The sequence below is a fragment of the Micromonospora chokoriensis genome, assembly GCF_900091505.1.
In the GTDB taxonomy this organism is placed as follows: domain Bacteria; phylum Actinomycetota; class Actinomycetes; order Mycobacteriales; family Micromonosporaceae; genus Micromonospora; species Micromonospora chokoriensis.
This window is the reverse complement of the sequence record NZ_LT607409.1, coordinates 3947505-3961733: the sequence shown is the minus strand read 5'-3', so window position 1 is coordinate 3961733 and position 14229 is coordinate 3947505. Positions and strand designations below refer to the sequence as shown.

General features: G+C 72.0%; 15 protein-coding genes. 7 read left to right on the top strand and 8 right to left on the bottom strand.

Features of this window, described 5'->3' with window-relative positions:
- Positions 1-5: 5 nt before the first annotated feature.
- The 6 genes from GA0070612_RS18385 to GA0070612_RS18360 all read right to left on the bottom strand — a co-directional run bounded on the left by GA0070612_RS18385 (position 6) and on the right by GA0070612_RS18360 (position 4529).
- Positions 6-770 (bottom strand): EndoU domain-containing protein, encoded by a 765-nt coding sequence (locus tag GA0070612_RS18385; RefSeq protein WP_088989025.1) that lies wholly within the window; start codon positions 768-770, stop codon positions 6-8.
- A gap of 7 nt (positions 771-777) precedes the next feature.
- Positions 778-1479: a WXG100 family type VII secretion target gene (locus GA0070612_RS18380; RefSeq protein WP_088989024.1), complete on the bottom strand. Its 702-nt coding sequence runs from the start codon at positions 1477-1479 to the stop codon at positions 778-780.
- 10 nt (positions 1480-1489) lie between these two features.
- Positions 1490-1810 carry a type VII secretion target gene (locus GA0070612_RS18375; RefSeq protein ID WP_088989023.1) on the bottom strand — a complete coding sequence of 107 codons (321 nt, stop codon included), beginning with the start codon at positions 1808-1810 and terminating at the stop codon, positions 1490-1492.
- 117 nt (positions 1811-1927) lie between these two features.
- Positions 1928-2491: a GerMN domain-containing protein gene (locus GA0070612_RS18370; protein ID WP_088989022.1), complete on the bottom strand. Its 564-nt coding sequence runs from the start codon at positions 2489-2491 to the stop codon at positions 1928-1930.
- Positions 2488-3843: a sensor histidine kinase gene (locus GA0070612_RS18365; RefSeq protein WP_088989021.1), complete on the bottom strand. Its 1356-nt coding sequence runs from the start codon at positions 3841-3843 to the stop codon at positions 2488-2490. Before GA0070612_RS18365 ends, GA0070612_RS18370 begins: the two co-directional genes overlap by 4 nt.
- Positions 3840-4529 (bottom strand): response regulator transcription factor, encoded by a 690-nt coding sequence (locus GA0070612_RS18360; RefSeq protein ID WP_088989020.1) that lies wholly within the window; start codon positions 4527-4529, stop codon positions 3840-3842. The genes GA0070612_RS18365 and GA0070612_RS18360 overlap by 4 nt, the downstream gene beginning before the upstream one ends.
- Positions 4530-4679: 150 nt before the next feature.
- On the opposite strand from GA0070612_RS18360, the gene GA0070612_RS18355 reads away from it, so the two are divergent.
- From GA0070612_RS18355 to GA0070612_RS18335, 5 genes are all read left to right on the top strand, one after another.
- On the top strand, positions 4680-5036 hold the full coding sequence (locus GA0070612_RS18355; protein ID WP_088989019.1) for an STAS domain-containing protein: 357 nt from the start codon (positions 4680-4682) through the stop codon (positions 5034-5036).
- Positions 5037-5049: 13 nt separating this feature from the next.
- The gene (locus GA0070612_RS18350) at positions 5050-5640 is read left to right on the top strand and encodes an STAS domain-containing protein (protein ID WP_088989018.1); all 591 of its coding nucleotides are present in this window, start codon (positions 5050-5052) and stop codon (positions 5638-5640) included.
- Between the two features lie 55 nt (positions 5641-5695).
- Positions 5696-6076, top strand: a complete 381-nt coding sequence (locus GA0070612_RS18345) for a YccF domain-containing protein (protein ID WP_197699183.1) — start codon at positions 5696-5698, stop codon at positions 6074-6076.
- A 189-nt stretch (positions 6077-6265) separates the two neighbouring features.
- Positions 6266-8401, top strand: coding sequence for an RNA polymerase recycling motor ATPase HelR (helR, locus tag GA0070612_RS18340; protein WP_231924248.1), 2136 nt, complete (start codon positions 6266-6268; stop codon positions 8399-8401).
- Positions 8402-8491: 90 nt separating this feature from the next.
- Positions 8492-9259, top strand: coding sequence for a hypothetical protein (locus GA0070612_RS18335; protein ID WP_088989015.1), 768 nt, complete (start codon positions 8492-8494; stop codon positions 9257-9259).
- Between the two features lie 41 nt (positions 9260-9300).
- Here GA0070612_RS18335 and GA0070612_RS18330 read toward each other — a convergent pair whose 3' ends face one another.
- Positions 9301-9867, bottom strand: a complete 567-nt coding sequence (locus GA0070612_RS18330) for an RNA polymerase sigma factor (RefSeq protein ID WP_197699181.1) — start codon at positions 9865-9867, stop codon at positions 9301-9303.
- Positions 9868-9905: 38 nt separating this feature from the next.
- On the opposite strand from GA0070612_RS18330, the gene GA0070612_RS18325 reads away from it, so the two are divergent.
- Positions 9906-11261: a serine/threonine-protein kinase gene (locus GA0070612_RS18325; protein WP_088989014.1), complete on the top strand. Its 1356-nt coding sequence runs from the start codon at positions 9906-9908 to the stop codon at positions 11259-11261.
- Here the strand turns inward: GA0070612_RS18325 and GA0070612_RS18320 are convergent.
- Positions 11258-11962, bottom strand: coding sequence for a hypothetical protein (locus tag GA0070612_RS18320; protein WP_157742535.1), 705 nt, complete (start codon positions 11960-11962; stop codon positions 11258-11260). The two genes, GA0070612_RS18325 and GA0070612_RS18320, sit on opposite strands and share 4 nt — an antisense overlap.
- A gap of 295 nt (positions 11963-12257) precedes the next feature.
- On the opposite strand from GA0070612_RS18320, the gene GA0070612_RS18315 reads away from it, so the two are divergent.
- The gene (locus GA0070612_RS18315; protein ID WP_167393647.1) at positions 12258-14225 is read left to right on the top strand and encodes a serine hydrolase domain-containing protein; all 1968 of its coding nucleotides are present in this window, start codon (positions 12258-12260) and stop codon (positions 14223-14225) included.
- Positions 14226-14229: the final 4 nt, after the last annotated feature.

Below are 14229 nucleotides of genomic sequence, written 5' to 3'. Positions count from 1 at the left end.
GGTGTTCATTTCTTCTTGTAGTCGCCGAGCTCGGTGCGTGTGACGTTGCCCTGGTCGTCCTGGACCACCCTGATGATCTTGTTGCCCTTCGGGCCCTCCCAGGTCCAACTGCCGTCGCCGCCGACGTCGGGATTACTGTAGCGAGGCGGGTTGCCCATCGGGATTCCCTGCGGCGCGGGGTTCGGCGCCGGCGGGTTGCTGATCACACCCGGGTTGGTCCTGTCCGGCGGGTAGGCGGTGCGGATCTCGCCGTCGGCGAGCACCGTCGTCTTGACCTGCACGCCGTCCACGACACCGACGTAGTCGTAGGCCCACGCCGGGTTGCCGTCCGCGTCCTTGGTCGGGTACGGCCCCTTGTTCGGTGGCCCCTGCTGCGTCACCCGGTACGCGGCATCGAGGATCTTCGGCTCGTCCCAGCTCTTCGGGAACTCCGTCTTGTTGGAGAAGCCGGTGCCCGCGAGGTGACCGCCCTGCCGACCACCGTCGCCCTTCATGATGTGCTTCCGGGACGCGTCACTGTGGTGGATGCCTCCGGCCGGCGGCGGCGTGGTCGGTGCGGGAGGCGGGGTCGGCTTCGCGGGCTTGGTGGAGCCCGACCCCGCGCCGACACCGGGTGGGTGGCCCTGCTGCGTCGCCTGCCCGGTGGCCTGCTGGGCACTGGTGATGCCGTTGGCGGCGTTGATACCGCCGTAGCTCTTCGGGGGTTTGCCCGCCCCGCCACCGGCACCCGTGCCGCCGCTGCCGCCGCCGGGTTTTCCGGGCTTCGCCATGGACGCCTTATCCGTTCAGGATGCGGGTGAGGTTGGTCAGGCTGGTGATCAGCGCGCCCACGTACATCAGGATGCGCCCGGCCCACTTGACGACGGCGGCCGTGATCTGCGCGGCGATGACCGGAATCGTGACGACGAAGATGGCCTCGACGGCCCAGACGACCACGCGTGCCACCAGGTCGGCGATGAGGTCGCGCACGATGTCGCGGGTAAAGGCCACCAGGTTGCCCGCTCCCTCGGTGGCCGCCGCCAGCGCCGCCGAGACCGCGCCGAGCCCGCCGAGGGCCTCGACGTTGTGGTCCATCAGATGGTGGTACGCCACCGCGGCCTGGCCATACCACTCGGGCAGGTCACCATCCAGGTGCGACCGCAGGTCGTTGGCCATGCTGTGCAGCTCGGCGGCCATGTTGTTCCAGGTGGCGGCGTGCGAGGCCACCACGTCGGGCATGCCGGTGAGCTTGTCGAGCATGTCCCGCAACGGCTCGAAGTATTCCATCGCCCAGCCCAGACCGTTGGCCAGCAACGCGCTGAACGGGTCCAGTACGGTCACCGCCGCGTCCAGCCCGAACGCGGCGCCAGCGAGCAGGTCGTCGACCCAGCCCTCACTCCTGATCGCGTCGACCAGCCCCTCGACACTGTCGGCCAGGGAGGCGCCCGTCCAGACCTCGCGCGTGGACGTGACGTCGGCGACCAGCGACATGTCGGTCATCGCGCGGCGCTCACGGAGTCATGCGGCTTCCGACGTCGGTGATCAGGCTGGCGTTGTCGGCGTCGACCGCGTCGTAGTCGTCGGCGGTGTGGCGCAGCCCGGTGGCGGCCAGCGTCAGGTTCTCCTCGACGCCCGCGAACAGCTCGTCCTGCCGCACGTGCTTGCTCTCCAGGACTCCGGCGATCCACCCGCACAGCAACCCGTACGCCGAGTCGTCCTGCGCGATGTGCGCGCTCGCCACCTTCACCGCCGCGAAGCGCGCGGCCAGCGCGTCGATGTTGCGCGCGTGGGCGCGAATCTCCTCCGCGTCGACGGCGAAGCCGTCCTCCATCGAAATCACCGCCAGCTCCGGTGCTCGTCGCCGCGCCCCCGCACCATGATCATCGGTGCTGGAGTCTAACAAGCACCGTCCGTCCAGGTGACCCCACGCCGGCCCCGCCGAGCGGGCTCACCTGTCGATGATGAGCGGGGCGTAGTCGGCGCGGGTGAGCGGGGCGACGGACAGGGAACCGTCGGCCCGGGGCACACCGAGGGCCCGGCCGTCGCGCAGGAAGGCCACCGTCGTCACGTCCCCACGGCTGGTCAGGGTGCACACGATCTGCCCGAAGGCGAGAACCTCGTCGCTCCGGCCCGCGTCGTCGGCGGGCGCGTCCACCGTCACCAGGGCCTGCGTGCCGGTCACTGTCACGCCAGCCGCGTTGACCGCACCGGGCAACGCGGTGGTCAGGCTGCTGTCGCGCTCGGCCCCGGTGGGCCCGGCGAGCAGATGCCGCAGGTGCTCGGCGACGCTGGGTGGGCTGTCGGCGCGCCGGACCACCGGGACGATCCAGTTGTCGCGGACCAGGCAGAGCGTCTCGACGGCGCGACCGGCCGGCGCGGTGGCGTCGGCGGGGGCAGCGCTCTGCATCGGCCCACGCGGGGGCTGCACCGGCCGAGGACCGTCGTCGGTGGGGATGCCGCAACCGGCCAGCAACACGGTGAGCGCCAACGGGGCGAGACGACGGCGGTTCACGGCAGACTGCCCGGCAGCGTGACCCGGAAACGCGCGCCGCCTCCGGGACGGTCGACGACGGTGACGTACCCCTCGTGCGCGGCGGCGTGCTGGGCCACCAGCGCGAGCCCGAGCCCGGTGCCGTCACCAGCGCCGCGCGTGTGGGCGACTCTGCCCCGGACGAAACGGTCGAAGATCGCCTCACGATCCTCCACCGGCACGCCCGGGCCGTCGTCGTCGACCTCGATCACCCCGGCGGCACCGTCGCGGCACAGCCGGACCGCCGCCGGACCGGCGCCGTAGGTCACCGCGTTGTCGAGCAGGTTCGCCAGGACCTGGGCGACCCGCCGCCGCTCCACCTGCCAGATCCGGGGTACGTCCGGCGCCAGGTGGACGAGGCCGACCGGCAGGTCGTACGCGTGGCAGGCCTCCCCGGCCACCGTGACCACGTCCACCGGGGCCCGGTGGGCGGGCTGGTCGCTGCGGGCCAGGTCGATCAGGTCGTTGACCAGTCGCTGGAACCGGTCGATCTCGTCGGCGACGAGGCCGGCGGCGACAGCCGTCCGCTCGTCCTGGTGTTCCCGTCGACGGGCCAGGACGCTGGCCGCCGCGGCGAGGGTCTGCAACGGTGACCGCAGCTCGTGACTCACGTCGGCGGCGAACCGTCGGTCCCGTTCGATGCGGCGGGCGAGTTGGTCGACCATCTGGTTGAACGACGAGGAGAGACGGGTCAGGTCGGGATCGGTGGCCGGATCCAGCCGGGCCGTGACGTCACCGGCGGCGATCTTCTCGGCCGCGTCGGCGACCGCCGTCAGCGGTCGTAGCCCGTGCCGGGTGGCGTACCAGCCGAGAGCCGCACCGGACCCGGCGACCAGCACCGCGACGGTCGTCAGCGCCAGCGCCAGGACCTGCAACGTCTGTTCCAGCTCGCGCAGCGAGTTGACCTCGAAGTAGGTCGCCGTGGAGGACAGCGGCACCCCGACCACCAGGGCGGGTTGCCCGGCGACGCGTACCCGCTGCACCGCCGGCTCCCCGGCGGCGACGACCTGGCGCAGCTCGGCGGGGATGGCGGCGGTGGTGCCCGGGTCGGCGGCGCGCGCGTACCACTCGCCGTTGAGGTGGAGCACGGGTCGGCGGCTCCCGCCGGTGTCCAGCGACCGGAGCACCTCCACCACGTCCGGGGTGTCCGTGTCGATCCCGGCCCGCACCACCGCCGCGTCGAAGTACGCGGCGCGCACGGCGATGCGTTCCCGGTCGTCGAGCAGGGACCGACGGGTCAACTCGTACGAGACCAACGCCATCGACGCCGAGAGCAGCAGTGCGCCCACGGTGAACGCCCCGGCCACCCTGGTCCGCAGGCCGAGCCGTCTCATCGCTGGAGCTTGTAGCCCAGACCCCGCAGGGTCACCAGGTGCCGAGGGTTCGCCGGGTCCGGCTCGATCTTCTGCCGCAGTCGCCCGACGTGCACGTCCACCAGTCGTTCGTCGCCGCTGTCGTACCCCCAGACGCGTTGCAGCAACTGCTGCCGGGACAGCACCCGGCCGGCGTGCTCGGCCAGCTCGCAGAGGAGCCGGAACTCGGTGCGGGTGACGGTCACCTGCCGGCCGGCGCGGCGCACCTCCCCCGCCTCCGGGCTGATCTCCAACTCTCCGAAGGCCACCGCCGGCACCGGGTCCGGCGTCGACACCGCCGCCGGCGGTCGGGCGCGGCGACGCAGGGCCCGCAGTCGGGCGGTCAGCTCCCGGATCGCCACGGGTTTGACCACGTAGTCGTCGGCGCCGGCTTCGAGGGCGGCCACGATGTCGTCGGTCTCGTCCCGGGCGCTGACCACGACGATCGGCACGTCGTCGTCCCGGCGCAACTGCCGGATGCACTCGAAGCCGTCGAGCCCGGGCAGCATCAGGTCGACGAGGACGTAGTCGGCCGGGTGGCGGCGCTGGGCGCGCAGGCCCTCCTCGGCCGTGGCCGCGCCGAGGGCGTCGTAGCCCTCGTCCTCCAGTGCGAGCAGCAGCGCGAGCCGGATGCGGTCGTCGTCCTCGATCACCAGTACGGCCGTCATGTCGGAATCATCCTCGGCGGCTCGCCGGGTGGCCAATCGTGTCGGGCGACGAGCCGTTTTGTCACACAACTGTCATAGACCCTTGCGGAGATCGCCAACCCCGCCCCGCACGGTGGTAGTCGACCGAGCGGTGAGGAGAGGGGTACGGCCATGACAACGCCCGTGCTGCCCAGGCGGTACACGCTGCCGCTGGTCGAGGTACGCGTCGCCGAACTCGACCTGTCCTGCCTGCCGGAGGTCGGTGCGATGTTCGACCGGGTGCTGGCCCTGTGCCCCGCGCAGGTCGTTGTCGACCTGTCCGACTGCCGGCATCTCGACGCCGCCGCCATCGGACTACTCCTCGACGTGCACCGACGGATGTCCCGGGCCGACGCGGTGCTCACCGTCCGTAACCCGAACCCTCGGGTCGGGCGCATCCTGCACATCGCCCACCTCGACCAGGTGCTGTCGATCGTCACCGATCCGGGCGTGGCGGCGCGGACCGCACCAGGCCGCACCCGGACGTAGGAAGGACCCCCGCATGACCGTCGTCCCGGACGAGTACCTGATGACCCTGATCTGCGACACCTGCGGCGAGACCATTCGCGGAACCGCGTGCGTGCTCCCCGACGCCGAGGTCGTCTGGACCCTGGTGGCCGAGCACGGCTGGAGCGGTTCCCCGTTCGCCACCGGCCCGCACCGCTGCCCGCCGTGCAGCTTCCTGCCACCTCCGCGTGGCGGGAACGGGTCGTGCGACGACCACGGCCCCGGCGGCATCCTCGGCATCGACCACCTGGACGACGTGACGGTCATCGCCGCGACCGGCGACATCGACCTCGACAGCGGCGACACGCTGCGCACCGCGCTGCGGCACGGGGCCGAGGTGGGCGGGCACGTCGTCGTCGACCTGACCCGGGTGCACCTCATCGACTCGACCGGGCTCGGTCTGCTCGTCCGCGCCCACCGCGACGCCCGGGAACGCGGCGTCACGCTCTGCCTGGCGGCCCCGTCGCGCTTCATCCGCACCGTCCTGCACACGATGCGCCTGGACGGAGCGTTCCCGATCTTCGAGAGCCTCGACGACGCCCTCGTCCAGTTGTCCGGCCTGAGCAGCCCGGCACCAGCGCGTTGAGCAGGGCGACCGGGTGCCGGACAACCGGGTGGTGAGCATCGCTCATGCTGGAATGGTGATTCGCTTCGTACTGAACGTGTTGTGGCTCGTCTTCGGCGGCGGCATCGTGCTCGCGGTCGGGTACGGCGTCGCCGCCCTCATCTGCTTCGTGCTGGTCGTCACCATCCCGTTCGGCGTCGCGTCGCTACGCCTCGCGGTCTACTCGCTGTGGCCCTTCGGCCGCACCGTGGTGCCCAAGCCCGGCGCGGGCGTCGCCTCCGGGTTGGCGAACGTGCTGTGGGTGGTGCTGGCGGGCTGGTGGCTCGCGCTGTCCCACATCCTCGCCGGCATCGCCCTCTGCGTGACGATCATCGGGATCCCGTTCGGCATCGCCAACTTCAAGCTCGTGCCGGCCGCGTTCTGGCCGCTCGGCCGTGAGGTCGTCGACGTTCCCTGACCCGCAGCCGGTCGGTCCACACCGGCACCCTTGATCAGGAATGAAAAAGGGGGACCAACGCCCCCGCCACTACTAACGTATATCGCACTGAGGGGCTTGCGGCAAGACCCCATATATGACGCAAAATCGTCGGCCGAAGCCAAAAATCGGCCGAATGGAAGTCGTGAATTGCATTCCTTGCCTACCTCCGTGTTCGACCTCCCCGATCGCCTCTCCCCCAAGGCCGCCCCGGCGCTGATCGCCCGCGACGAGCGGCACTTCGCGGCCATGGCGGAGAGCCTCGCGCAGGTGACCGCCGACCTGACCGAACGCCTCGACGCCGCCCGCCGGGCACCCGGCGGTAAGGGTCGGCAGGCGGTGGACCGGGATGACGAGGTCCGCCGGCTGAGCGCCCGCCTGCGGGCGCTCAGCCGCTACGGACTGGACCTGTGCCTCGGGCACGTGGTCGAGGCCGGCAACCCCGATCCGGTGTACGTCGGCCGTCGCGGTCTCACCGACAGCGAGGGCCGGCGGTTGCTGCTCGACTGGCGGTCTCCCGCGGCCGAGCCGTTCTTCGGCGCCACCCACGCCAACCCGATGGGCCTGACGAGCCGCCGCCGGTACCGGTGGACGCGCGGCCGGATCAGCGACTACTGGGACGAGGTCTTCACCACTGACGGGTTCGTGGGCCACGCCGCCGCGCTCGACGACCAGTCCGCGTTCATCGCCAGCCTGGGCAGCGCCCGGTCGAGCCGGATGCGCGACGTGCTCAGCACCATCCAGGCCGACCAGGACGCCATCATCCGGGCCGGGTCGGCGGGCGCGCTCGTCGTGGACGGCGGCCCGGGCACCGGGAAGACCGTCGTCGCCCTGCACCGCACCGCCTACCTGCTCTATTCCGACCCGCGTCTCGGTCAGCGTCGGGGTGGGGTGCTCTTCGTCGGGCCGCACCAGCCCTACCTGGCGTACGTGGCCGACGTCCTGCCCAGCCTCGGCGAGGAGGACGTGCAGACCTGCACCCTGACCGACCTCGTTGCCGAGGGCGCCACGGCTACCGTCGACACCGACCCGGAGGTGGCCCGGCTGAAGTCCTCCGCCCGAGTGGTCGAGGTGATCGACGCGGCGGTCCGGTTCTACGAGGACCCGCCGGGCACAGCGATGACGATCACGACCGACGACGCCGACATCCGGTTGAGCGCGGACGACTGGGTCGACGCGTTCCAGGCGCCCGGGCCGGGCACCCCGCACAACGAGGCCCGCGACGAGATCTGGGAGGAGTTGCTCACGATCCTCGTCGACAGGTACGACGGTGACCTGCCGGACGACGCGCTGCGGGCGTCGCTGCTGCGCAACCAGGCGCTGCGGGCAGCCTTCAACGGTGCCTGGCCCGTGCTCGACGCGGCCGACGTCGTCGGTGACCTGTGGTCGGTGCCCGCGTACCTGCGCAGGTGCGCGCCGTGGCTCACCCCGCAGGAGGTACGCACGCTGCAACGCGACGACGCCCAGGCCTGGACGGTGTCCGACCTGCCGTTCCTGGACGCGGCACGGCAACGGCTCGGCGACCCGGAAAGTGCGGGCCGCACGGGTCGGCACGACCCGGCCGCCGCCGTGGAACAGGATCACATGGCCCGGGTCATCGACGAGCTGCTCGCCGCCGACGCCTACGACGACGGTGAGGGTCTGCTGGCGATGCTGCGCCAACCGGACCTGCACGAGGTCCTGGTCGACACCTCGGCGCTGTCGGGTGCCGATCCGGACCTGCTCGCCGGCCCGTTCGCGCACATCGTCGTGGACGAGGCGCAGGAACTGACCGACGCCCAGTGGCAGATGCTGCTGGCACGCTGCCCGTCGCGCAGTTTCACCATCGTGGGCGACCGCGCCCAGGCCCGGCACGGGTTCACCGAGTCGTGGCCGGAACGCCTGCACCGGGTCGGGCTGGACCGGATCGACCTGGCCTCGCTGACCGTCAACTACCGGACGCCGGCGGAGGTCATGGCGGTGGCCGAGCCGGTGATCCGGGCCGTGCTGCCGGACGCCAACGTGCCGACGTCGATCCGTGGCAACGGGCTGCCCGTCGTCCGGGGATCGGTGTCCGAGTTGAGGTCGACGCTCGACACCTGGCTCGACACGCACGCCGACGGGATCGCCTGCGTGATCGGTGACCCGACGTTCCCGCCGACGTCCCGCGTCCGGTCGCTGAGCCCCGAGCAGGCCAAGGGGCTGGAGTTCGACCTGGTCGTCCTCGTCGACCCGGACACGTTCGGCACCGGCGTCGAAGGGGCTGTCGACCGCTACGTGGCGATGACCCGGGCCACCCAGCAACTCGTGATCCTGACCAGTGCCTGACATTTATTAGCGGGTGCCCTCGGTCAGCCCGCGTGTATCGTCGTGCTCTTCGGCCGCGGAACACGGCCGGAGTCCCCGAAGGCCCACCCCATGACGCAACCCACGCCGGCCCGGCGTCGACTCGACGCCGCCCTGGCCCGTCTCGCCACCACCTTCCGTGGCATGGCCGCTCATCCCGACGACGACAACTGCGAGTGTCACTGGGGCAGCGCCGAGGAGCTTGCCCTGCTCAAGACCCCGGACGTCGAACTGAGCCCGGACCTGTTGCGCCGTGCGTACTGGGCCGGCGACTGGGAGTTTCCCGCCGCCATGCTGCGCCGGATCCTGCCTCCACTCGCCAGCGCTCTGGTCAGCGGCGAGGTGGTGCGTCTGGGCGGCATGGATGAGGCGGGACGGGCCTTCGCACGCGGCCGCTGGCAGCAGTGGCCCACCGAGCAGTCGACGGCGGTCCGGGAGTTCCTCGACGCCTGGTGGGTCGTCACGCTCACCGACGAGGACGCCGAGGTCCCCGCGTACGAGGTGCTGGCAGTGCTCGTGGAGGCCTCCGGCGCGCTCGGTCGGTGGCTCGACGCCTGGGCGACGGCTACCGGTCCGGTCGCGAGTCGACGGCTCGCCGAGGCGTTCGATGAGTGGCAGTACGACCTGCTCTGCGACGACCCACCGTGGAGGACCTGGGAGTTGACCGACGACGAGGAGGAGGTCCTGCGCGTGGAGCTCACCGCGTGGCTGCTCCGGCACGCCCCGGACCGACTACGGATGATCGGTGCCGACTCCACACTGGTGCACCGGCTCGGTCTGCTCGGGGTCGCCGTGCCGGACCGATGGGACGACCCACTCATGCCGAGTCTCGTCCTCTGACCGGCCCGGCACGGCGGGCAGCACCCGGTCTGACGCTCTGCTCAACCGCCCTGCAACGACTCCCGCACGTGCCGGCGAGCGTGATGGATCCGGGACTTCAGCGTGCCGACCGGGATGCCCAGTTGACCGGCGATCTCCTGGTAGTCGAGCTGACACACGTCGCGGAGCACGAGCGCCGTCACCAGCTCCGGCCGGTGGGCCTCCAGCCGGTCCAGCGCGTCGAGGAGGTCGAGACGGGACCCGGCGATGACGCTCGTCGTACGGGGGTCGACCACGTCGACGGGCAGCAACGCGCTCGGCACCTCGGCGGCGCGACGCCGCAACGACCGGTAGGTCTGTCGGGCACAGTTGGCGACCACCGTGTGCAACCAGGTCGTGAACAACGACCGGCCCTCGAACCGCTCGATGTGCCTGGCGACCTGCACCAATGCGTCCTGGGCCGCCTCCTCCGCGTCCTGCCGGCAGGGCAGGAAGCGACCACACTGCTCAAGGACCCGTGGACCGATCGCGGCCAGCAGCTCGTCGAGGGCGGCGCGGTCGCCGGACGCCGCCCGCCGGGCCAACTCCTCGGTGTCGGATCCGATCACCACCCGCGCTCCCCCGCTCATGGGCGTCACCGGTGTCCCGGTCGTCGGATAATACGGTCGTGTCCATCCCGCCACAGGTCGGTCGCTACCGCATCGCGCACCCGGTCGGCGCCGGCGCGTTCGCCACCGTCTGGTTGGCGTACGACGACGAGCTGCGGTCGCCGGTGGCGGTGAAGGTGCTCGCCGACAACTGGTCGCAGCGGGCCGACATCCGGGGGCGCTTCCGCCAGGAGGCCCGGTTCATGCGGCAGGTCGACTCCGACCATCTGGTCCGGGTGCTGGACGTCGGTGAGCTGCCCGACGGCCGGCCATACCTGGTGATGACGTACGCCGCGGGCGGCAGTCTCGCCGACCGGCTGGCCGACGGGCCGATGCCAGTGCGCGAGGCGTTGCGCGTCGCCGCCGACATCGCGCGGGCGGTGGCCGTCCTGCACGACAACGGTGTGCTGCACCGCGACCTCAAGCCCTCCAACGTCCTGTTCGACAGCACGGCCGGCGATCGGGTGCTGGTCGCCGACCTGGGGTTGGCCAAGACCCTCGCGCACGCGTCCGGGTTCACAGTGGTGGCCGGCACTCCCGCCTACATGGCCCCCGAGCAGCTCGTTCCCGGCGGGGGGATCGACGTGCGCGCGGACGTGTACGCGATCGGCGCCCTGACGCACCACATGCTCACCGGGTCGCCGCCGGGGCAACCGGCGGCTCCGCGCGCGTCCGCCGCCGTCGAGCGGGTCGTCCGCCGGGCGATGCACCGCGACCCGGACCGCCGTTGGCCGACGGCGGCCGCGTACGCCGCCGCGCTGGAGGGTCTGCTCGCCAGGCGGCGGGTCACGGTCCGACCACCCGCGCACCGCGTCCGCCGGTCCCTCGCCGCCGTCGGCACCGTGGCCGCCGCGCTGGTCGTGGCCGGGTCCGCCGTCCCCTCCACAGCGCCACACGGCTGGACGCGGGTGGGCGACGCGACCGGCACCATCTCGGTGGCCGTGCCGGACGGCTGGGCGCGGCACCTGCGCGACAGGGGTTGGAACCCGGCCGTGATCGGTCTCACCGAGGAGCGCCGTCCGGGCCTGCTCGTCGGGGCGGATCTCACCGAGTGGGCCGACGTCGACGGCGCGACACCCGGTGTCTTCGTCGGTGTGAGCCGCACCCTGCCGGCCACGGAGCGGCCGACGCTGCCCGACCACAGTGGATGCACGGAGGCCTCCGGCCGGGCGGTCACCGTCGGAGCGCTCAGCGGGGCGGTGCGGCGCTGGGCCCGCTGCGGAGGCGCCGAGAGGTCCTTCAGTGAGGTCACCCTGGCCGGCGCGGGAGGCTCCGTCGGCGTGTACGTCCAGGTCAAACAGACCGACGGAGCCGACCGCACCGACGAGGTCCTCGACACGTTGCGGGTGGACGATTCGCTGCTCACGCAAGGCTAGAACCGTTCCCAGTTGCCGGCGTAGTCCATCATGCGCCACCGGCGGGTCTCGGTGCCGCCGTCAAGCTTTCGGACGGTGGCCTCCACGTGAAAATCCACGATCCGGTACGAGACGAACGTCATGACCCGGTCGCCGGACGGGCTCGGGTCGTCCCCCTTGATGACCGGCCGCGCGAACCGCTCCTTGCCGTCGTAGGCGAGCTGGACGGGCACCAGCGCCTGCCGCCGGGCCGCCCCGGGGTTGCCCAGTTCGACGAGGACGAGGGCGTCCTCGGTCGCCGGCGCGTCCGCCGGCTCTTCGCCGATGAAGTCGGCGTACACCGGCCGCGCGCCGCCCGGCAGGATCCGACACGGCACGTCCAGGCCGTTGGAGCCGTTGCGGAACCTCACGAACTCGTCGGACTCACCGCAGAAGTCCAGGCTGCGGATCACCGCGTTGGGCCAGTCGGTCCGCCTCATCTCACTCACCGGCGTGGCCGGTCCGGAGGTGCGGGTGGCCGGAGCGCCCGGGGCTGAGGTGCGGGTGGCCGGGGCGCTCGCAGTGGAGTCGGGGGTCGCCGGCGCGCTCGACGCCGACGGGCTCGCGCTGGCGGACGGCGACCCGGCGGGCGCCGCGTCGCCGCCGACCCGCTCGACACCCGGGGTGCACCCGGCGACGACCGTGAGGGTGAGCAGCACACCGGGAAGCAACGTGGCGCGCATGGTTGGTCCTTTCTTCTGCGGGCTCTGTCACAGGGTTGGATGCACCGGCACGGGCAGTGGTTCACGCGGATGGACACACTGCCCTCCTCCTCAGGTCGTAAACGCATTGCCGTCCTGCGCCAGATGGTTCGGGCCGATCGCTCGAACAGGCTGGAACCAGGCACCGGGTGACCCCGCACGGACGTGGTCCGGACACCCGTTCCGCCTGGGAAGGCACTGGCAGACCATGCGCTCTCGCACTGTTCCGCGATCCCGCTCACACCGCCCCGCACCAATGGTCGCCCGGTTCGGGGCGATGCTGACGGCCATGGTGGTCGTCGCCGTGACCACCGCGGGCTGCGGCGCGTCGCCCGGTCACCCGGCCCCGGCCGCCGGCATCCCGGCAGCCCCCGCCGGACCGGGCGGGGCCGACCCCGCCCTGACCGGCACCGACGTCGACGCCTGGCTCGACGGCCTGCTGCCGGCCGCGCTCGACCGGACCGGCATCGCGGGGGCCACTGTCGCCGTCGTGCACGACGGCACAATCGTCACAACCCGGGGGTACGGGTACGCCGACACCGGTAACGGCGGCACGGGGGCCACACCTGTCGACCCGGACCGGCACCTCTTCCGGATGGGATCGGTGTCGAAGCTCGTCACCGCCACCGCCGTCCTGCAACTCGTGCAGGACGGGAAGCTCGACCTCGACGCCGACGTCGAGACGTACCTCGACTTCGACCTTCCGCGCAGCTACGAGCCGGCGGTGACCCTGCGGCACCTGCTGACCCACACCGCCGGCTTCGAGGAGCGGATCGCCGGCCTCATCGGCACCGAGGGCAGCACCGTCGACCTGCGCAAGGCCCTGGTGACCGACCCGCCGGAGCAGATCTACGAGCCGGGCACGGTCCCGGCGTACTCCAACTACAGCAACGCGCTCGCGGGCTACATCGTCGAGCGCGTCAGCGGGACGCGCTTCGAGGAGTACGTCCAGCGCAACGTCCTGGACCGCGCGGGCATGCCGTCGTCGACCTTCGAGCAGCCCCTACCGGCGGCGCTGCGGGACCGGATGTCCAAGGGGTACGACACGTCCTCCGCACCCGCCGCGCCCTTCGAGATCATCGGTACGCCCCCACCCGGCGCGATGAGCGCCCCGGCGACGGACATGGCGCGGTTCATGCTCGCCCAGCTCGGCGAGCCGGTGGGCTTCGCGCCTCTGCTGGACCGGCCGACCCGGGAGCTGATGCAGCGTCCGGCGCTCGACGCGACGTCGCTGGGCACCCTGGCCGACGGACCCCGGATGACTCTCGGCTTCTTCGAGGAGGACCGCAACGGCCACCGGATCCTCGGCCACGGCGGCGACACCACGTACTTCCACTCACACCTACAGATCTACCCGGACGACCGGGCGGGCATCTTCCTCTCCCTCAACAGCAACGGATCCGGTGGCCTCGACAGCCACGAGCTTCGCGAGGCGGTCGTGCACGGCTTCGCCGACCGCTACTTCCCCGCCCGCGCCGGGCAGCCGAGCACGGGCGTCGACGCGGCGACCACCGCCACGCACGCCCAGCTGGCCGCCGGCACGTACGAGTCCTCGCGGGCGATGCGGAGCAATTTCCTGACGGTGGCCGGTCTGGTCGGCCGGACGACGGTCAGCGTCGCCGACGGCGACCGGCTGCGGTTCGAGCCGGGTCCGCTGTCGGACTCCCCCGCCCTCTACGAGGAGGTCGCGCCGTGGGTCTGGCAGGAGGTCGGCGGGCAGCGCACGATCGCCATGCGGGCCACCGACGACCGGGTCGAGGCGATCAGTTTCGACTCCGCGTTCACGTTGCTGCCCGTCGAGCCCGCCCGCGCCTCGGCGATCGCCGTCCCGGTGCTGGCCCTGTCGACCGTCGTGCTGCTCCTCACCGTCCTGGCCTGGCCGGTCGGCGCGATCGTCCGCCGTCGGCTCGGCGGCGCACCTCGTGAGCGGGCCGGGCGTACCGCGCGGATCCTGAGCCGCGTCGCCGTCGCCGGCACGCTGCTGGCGTTCGCCGGTTGGGTGCTGAGCATCGGCACCATCATGAGCCTGCGGGACGTACCCGGGCCCGCCCTGCGCGGCATCCAGGCGCTGCAACTGGTCGGTCTGCTCGGCGTGCTGCCCGCCGGGGTCCGGCTGGCCGACGACGTCCGACGTCACGTCGGTTGGCGACGGATTGTCGGCAGCGGCCTGATCCTGCTCGCTCTCGTCGGAGCGGGCTGGTTCGCCGTGGAGTTCCGGCTGCTCGCGCCTAGCATCTCCTACTGAACGC

Coding starts and splice junctions, on each gene's coding strand:
- GA0070612_RS18385 (WP_088989025.1), bottom strand. CDS start 770: ATGGCGAAGCCCGGAAAACCCGGCGGCGGCAGCGGCGGCACGGGTGCC.
- GA0070612_RS18380 (WP_088989024.1), bottom strand. CDS start 1,479: ATGACCGACATGTCGCTGGTCGCCGACGTCACGTCCACGCGCGAGGTC.
- GA0070612_RS18375 (WP_088989023.1), bottom strand. CDS start 1,810: ATGGAGGACGGCTTCGCCGTCGACGCGGAGGAGATTCGCGCCCACGCG.
- GA0070612_RS18365 (WP_088989021.1), bottom strand. CDS start 3,843: ATGAGACGGCTCGGCCTGCGGACCAGGGTGGCCGGGGCGTTCACCGTG.
- GA0070612_RS18360 (WP_088989020.1), bottom strand. CDS start 4,529: ATGACGGCCGTACTGGTGATCGAGGACGACGACCGCATCCGGCTCGCG.
- GA0070612_RS18355 (WP_088989019.1), top strand. CDS start 4,680: ATGACAACGCCCGTGCTGCCCAGGCGGTACACGCTGCCGCTGGTCGAG.
- GA0070612_RS18350 (WP_088989018.1), top strand. CDS start 5,050: ATGACCGTCGTCCCGGACGAGTACCTGATGACCCTGATCTGCGACACC.
- GA0070612_RS18335 (WP_088989015.1), top strand. CDS start 8,492: ATGACGCAACCCACGCCGGCCCGGCGTCGACTCGACGCCGCCCTGGCC.
- GA0070612_RS18330 (WP_197699181.1), bottom strand. CDS start 9,867: ATGAGCGGGGGAGCGCGGGTGGTGATCGGATCCGACACCGAGGAGTTG.
- GA0070612_RS18320 (WP_157742535.1), bottom strand. CDS start 11,962: ATGCGCGCCACGTTGCTTCCCGGTGTGCTGCTCACCCTCACGGTCGTC.
- GA0070612_RS18315 (WP_167393647.1), top strand. CDS start 12,258: ATGCTGACGGCCATGGTGGTCGTCGCCGTGACCACCGCGGGCTGCGGC.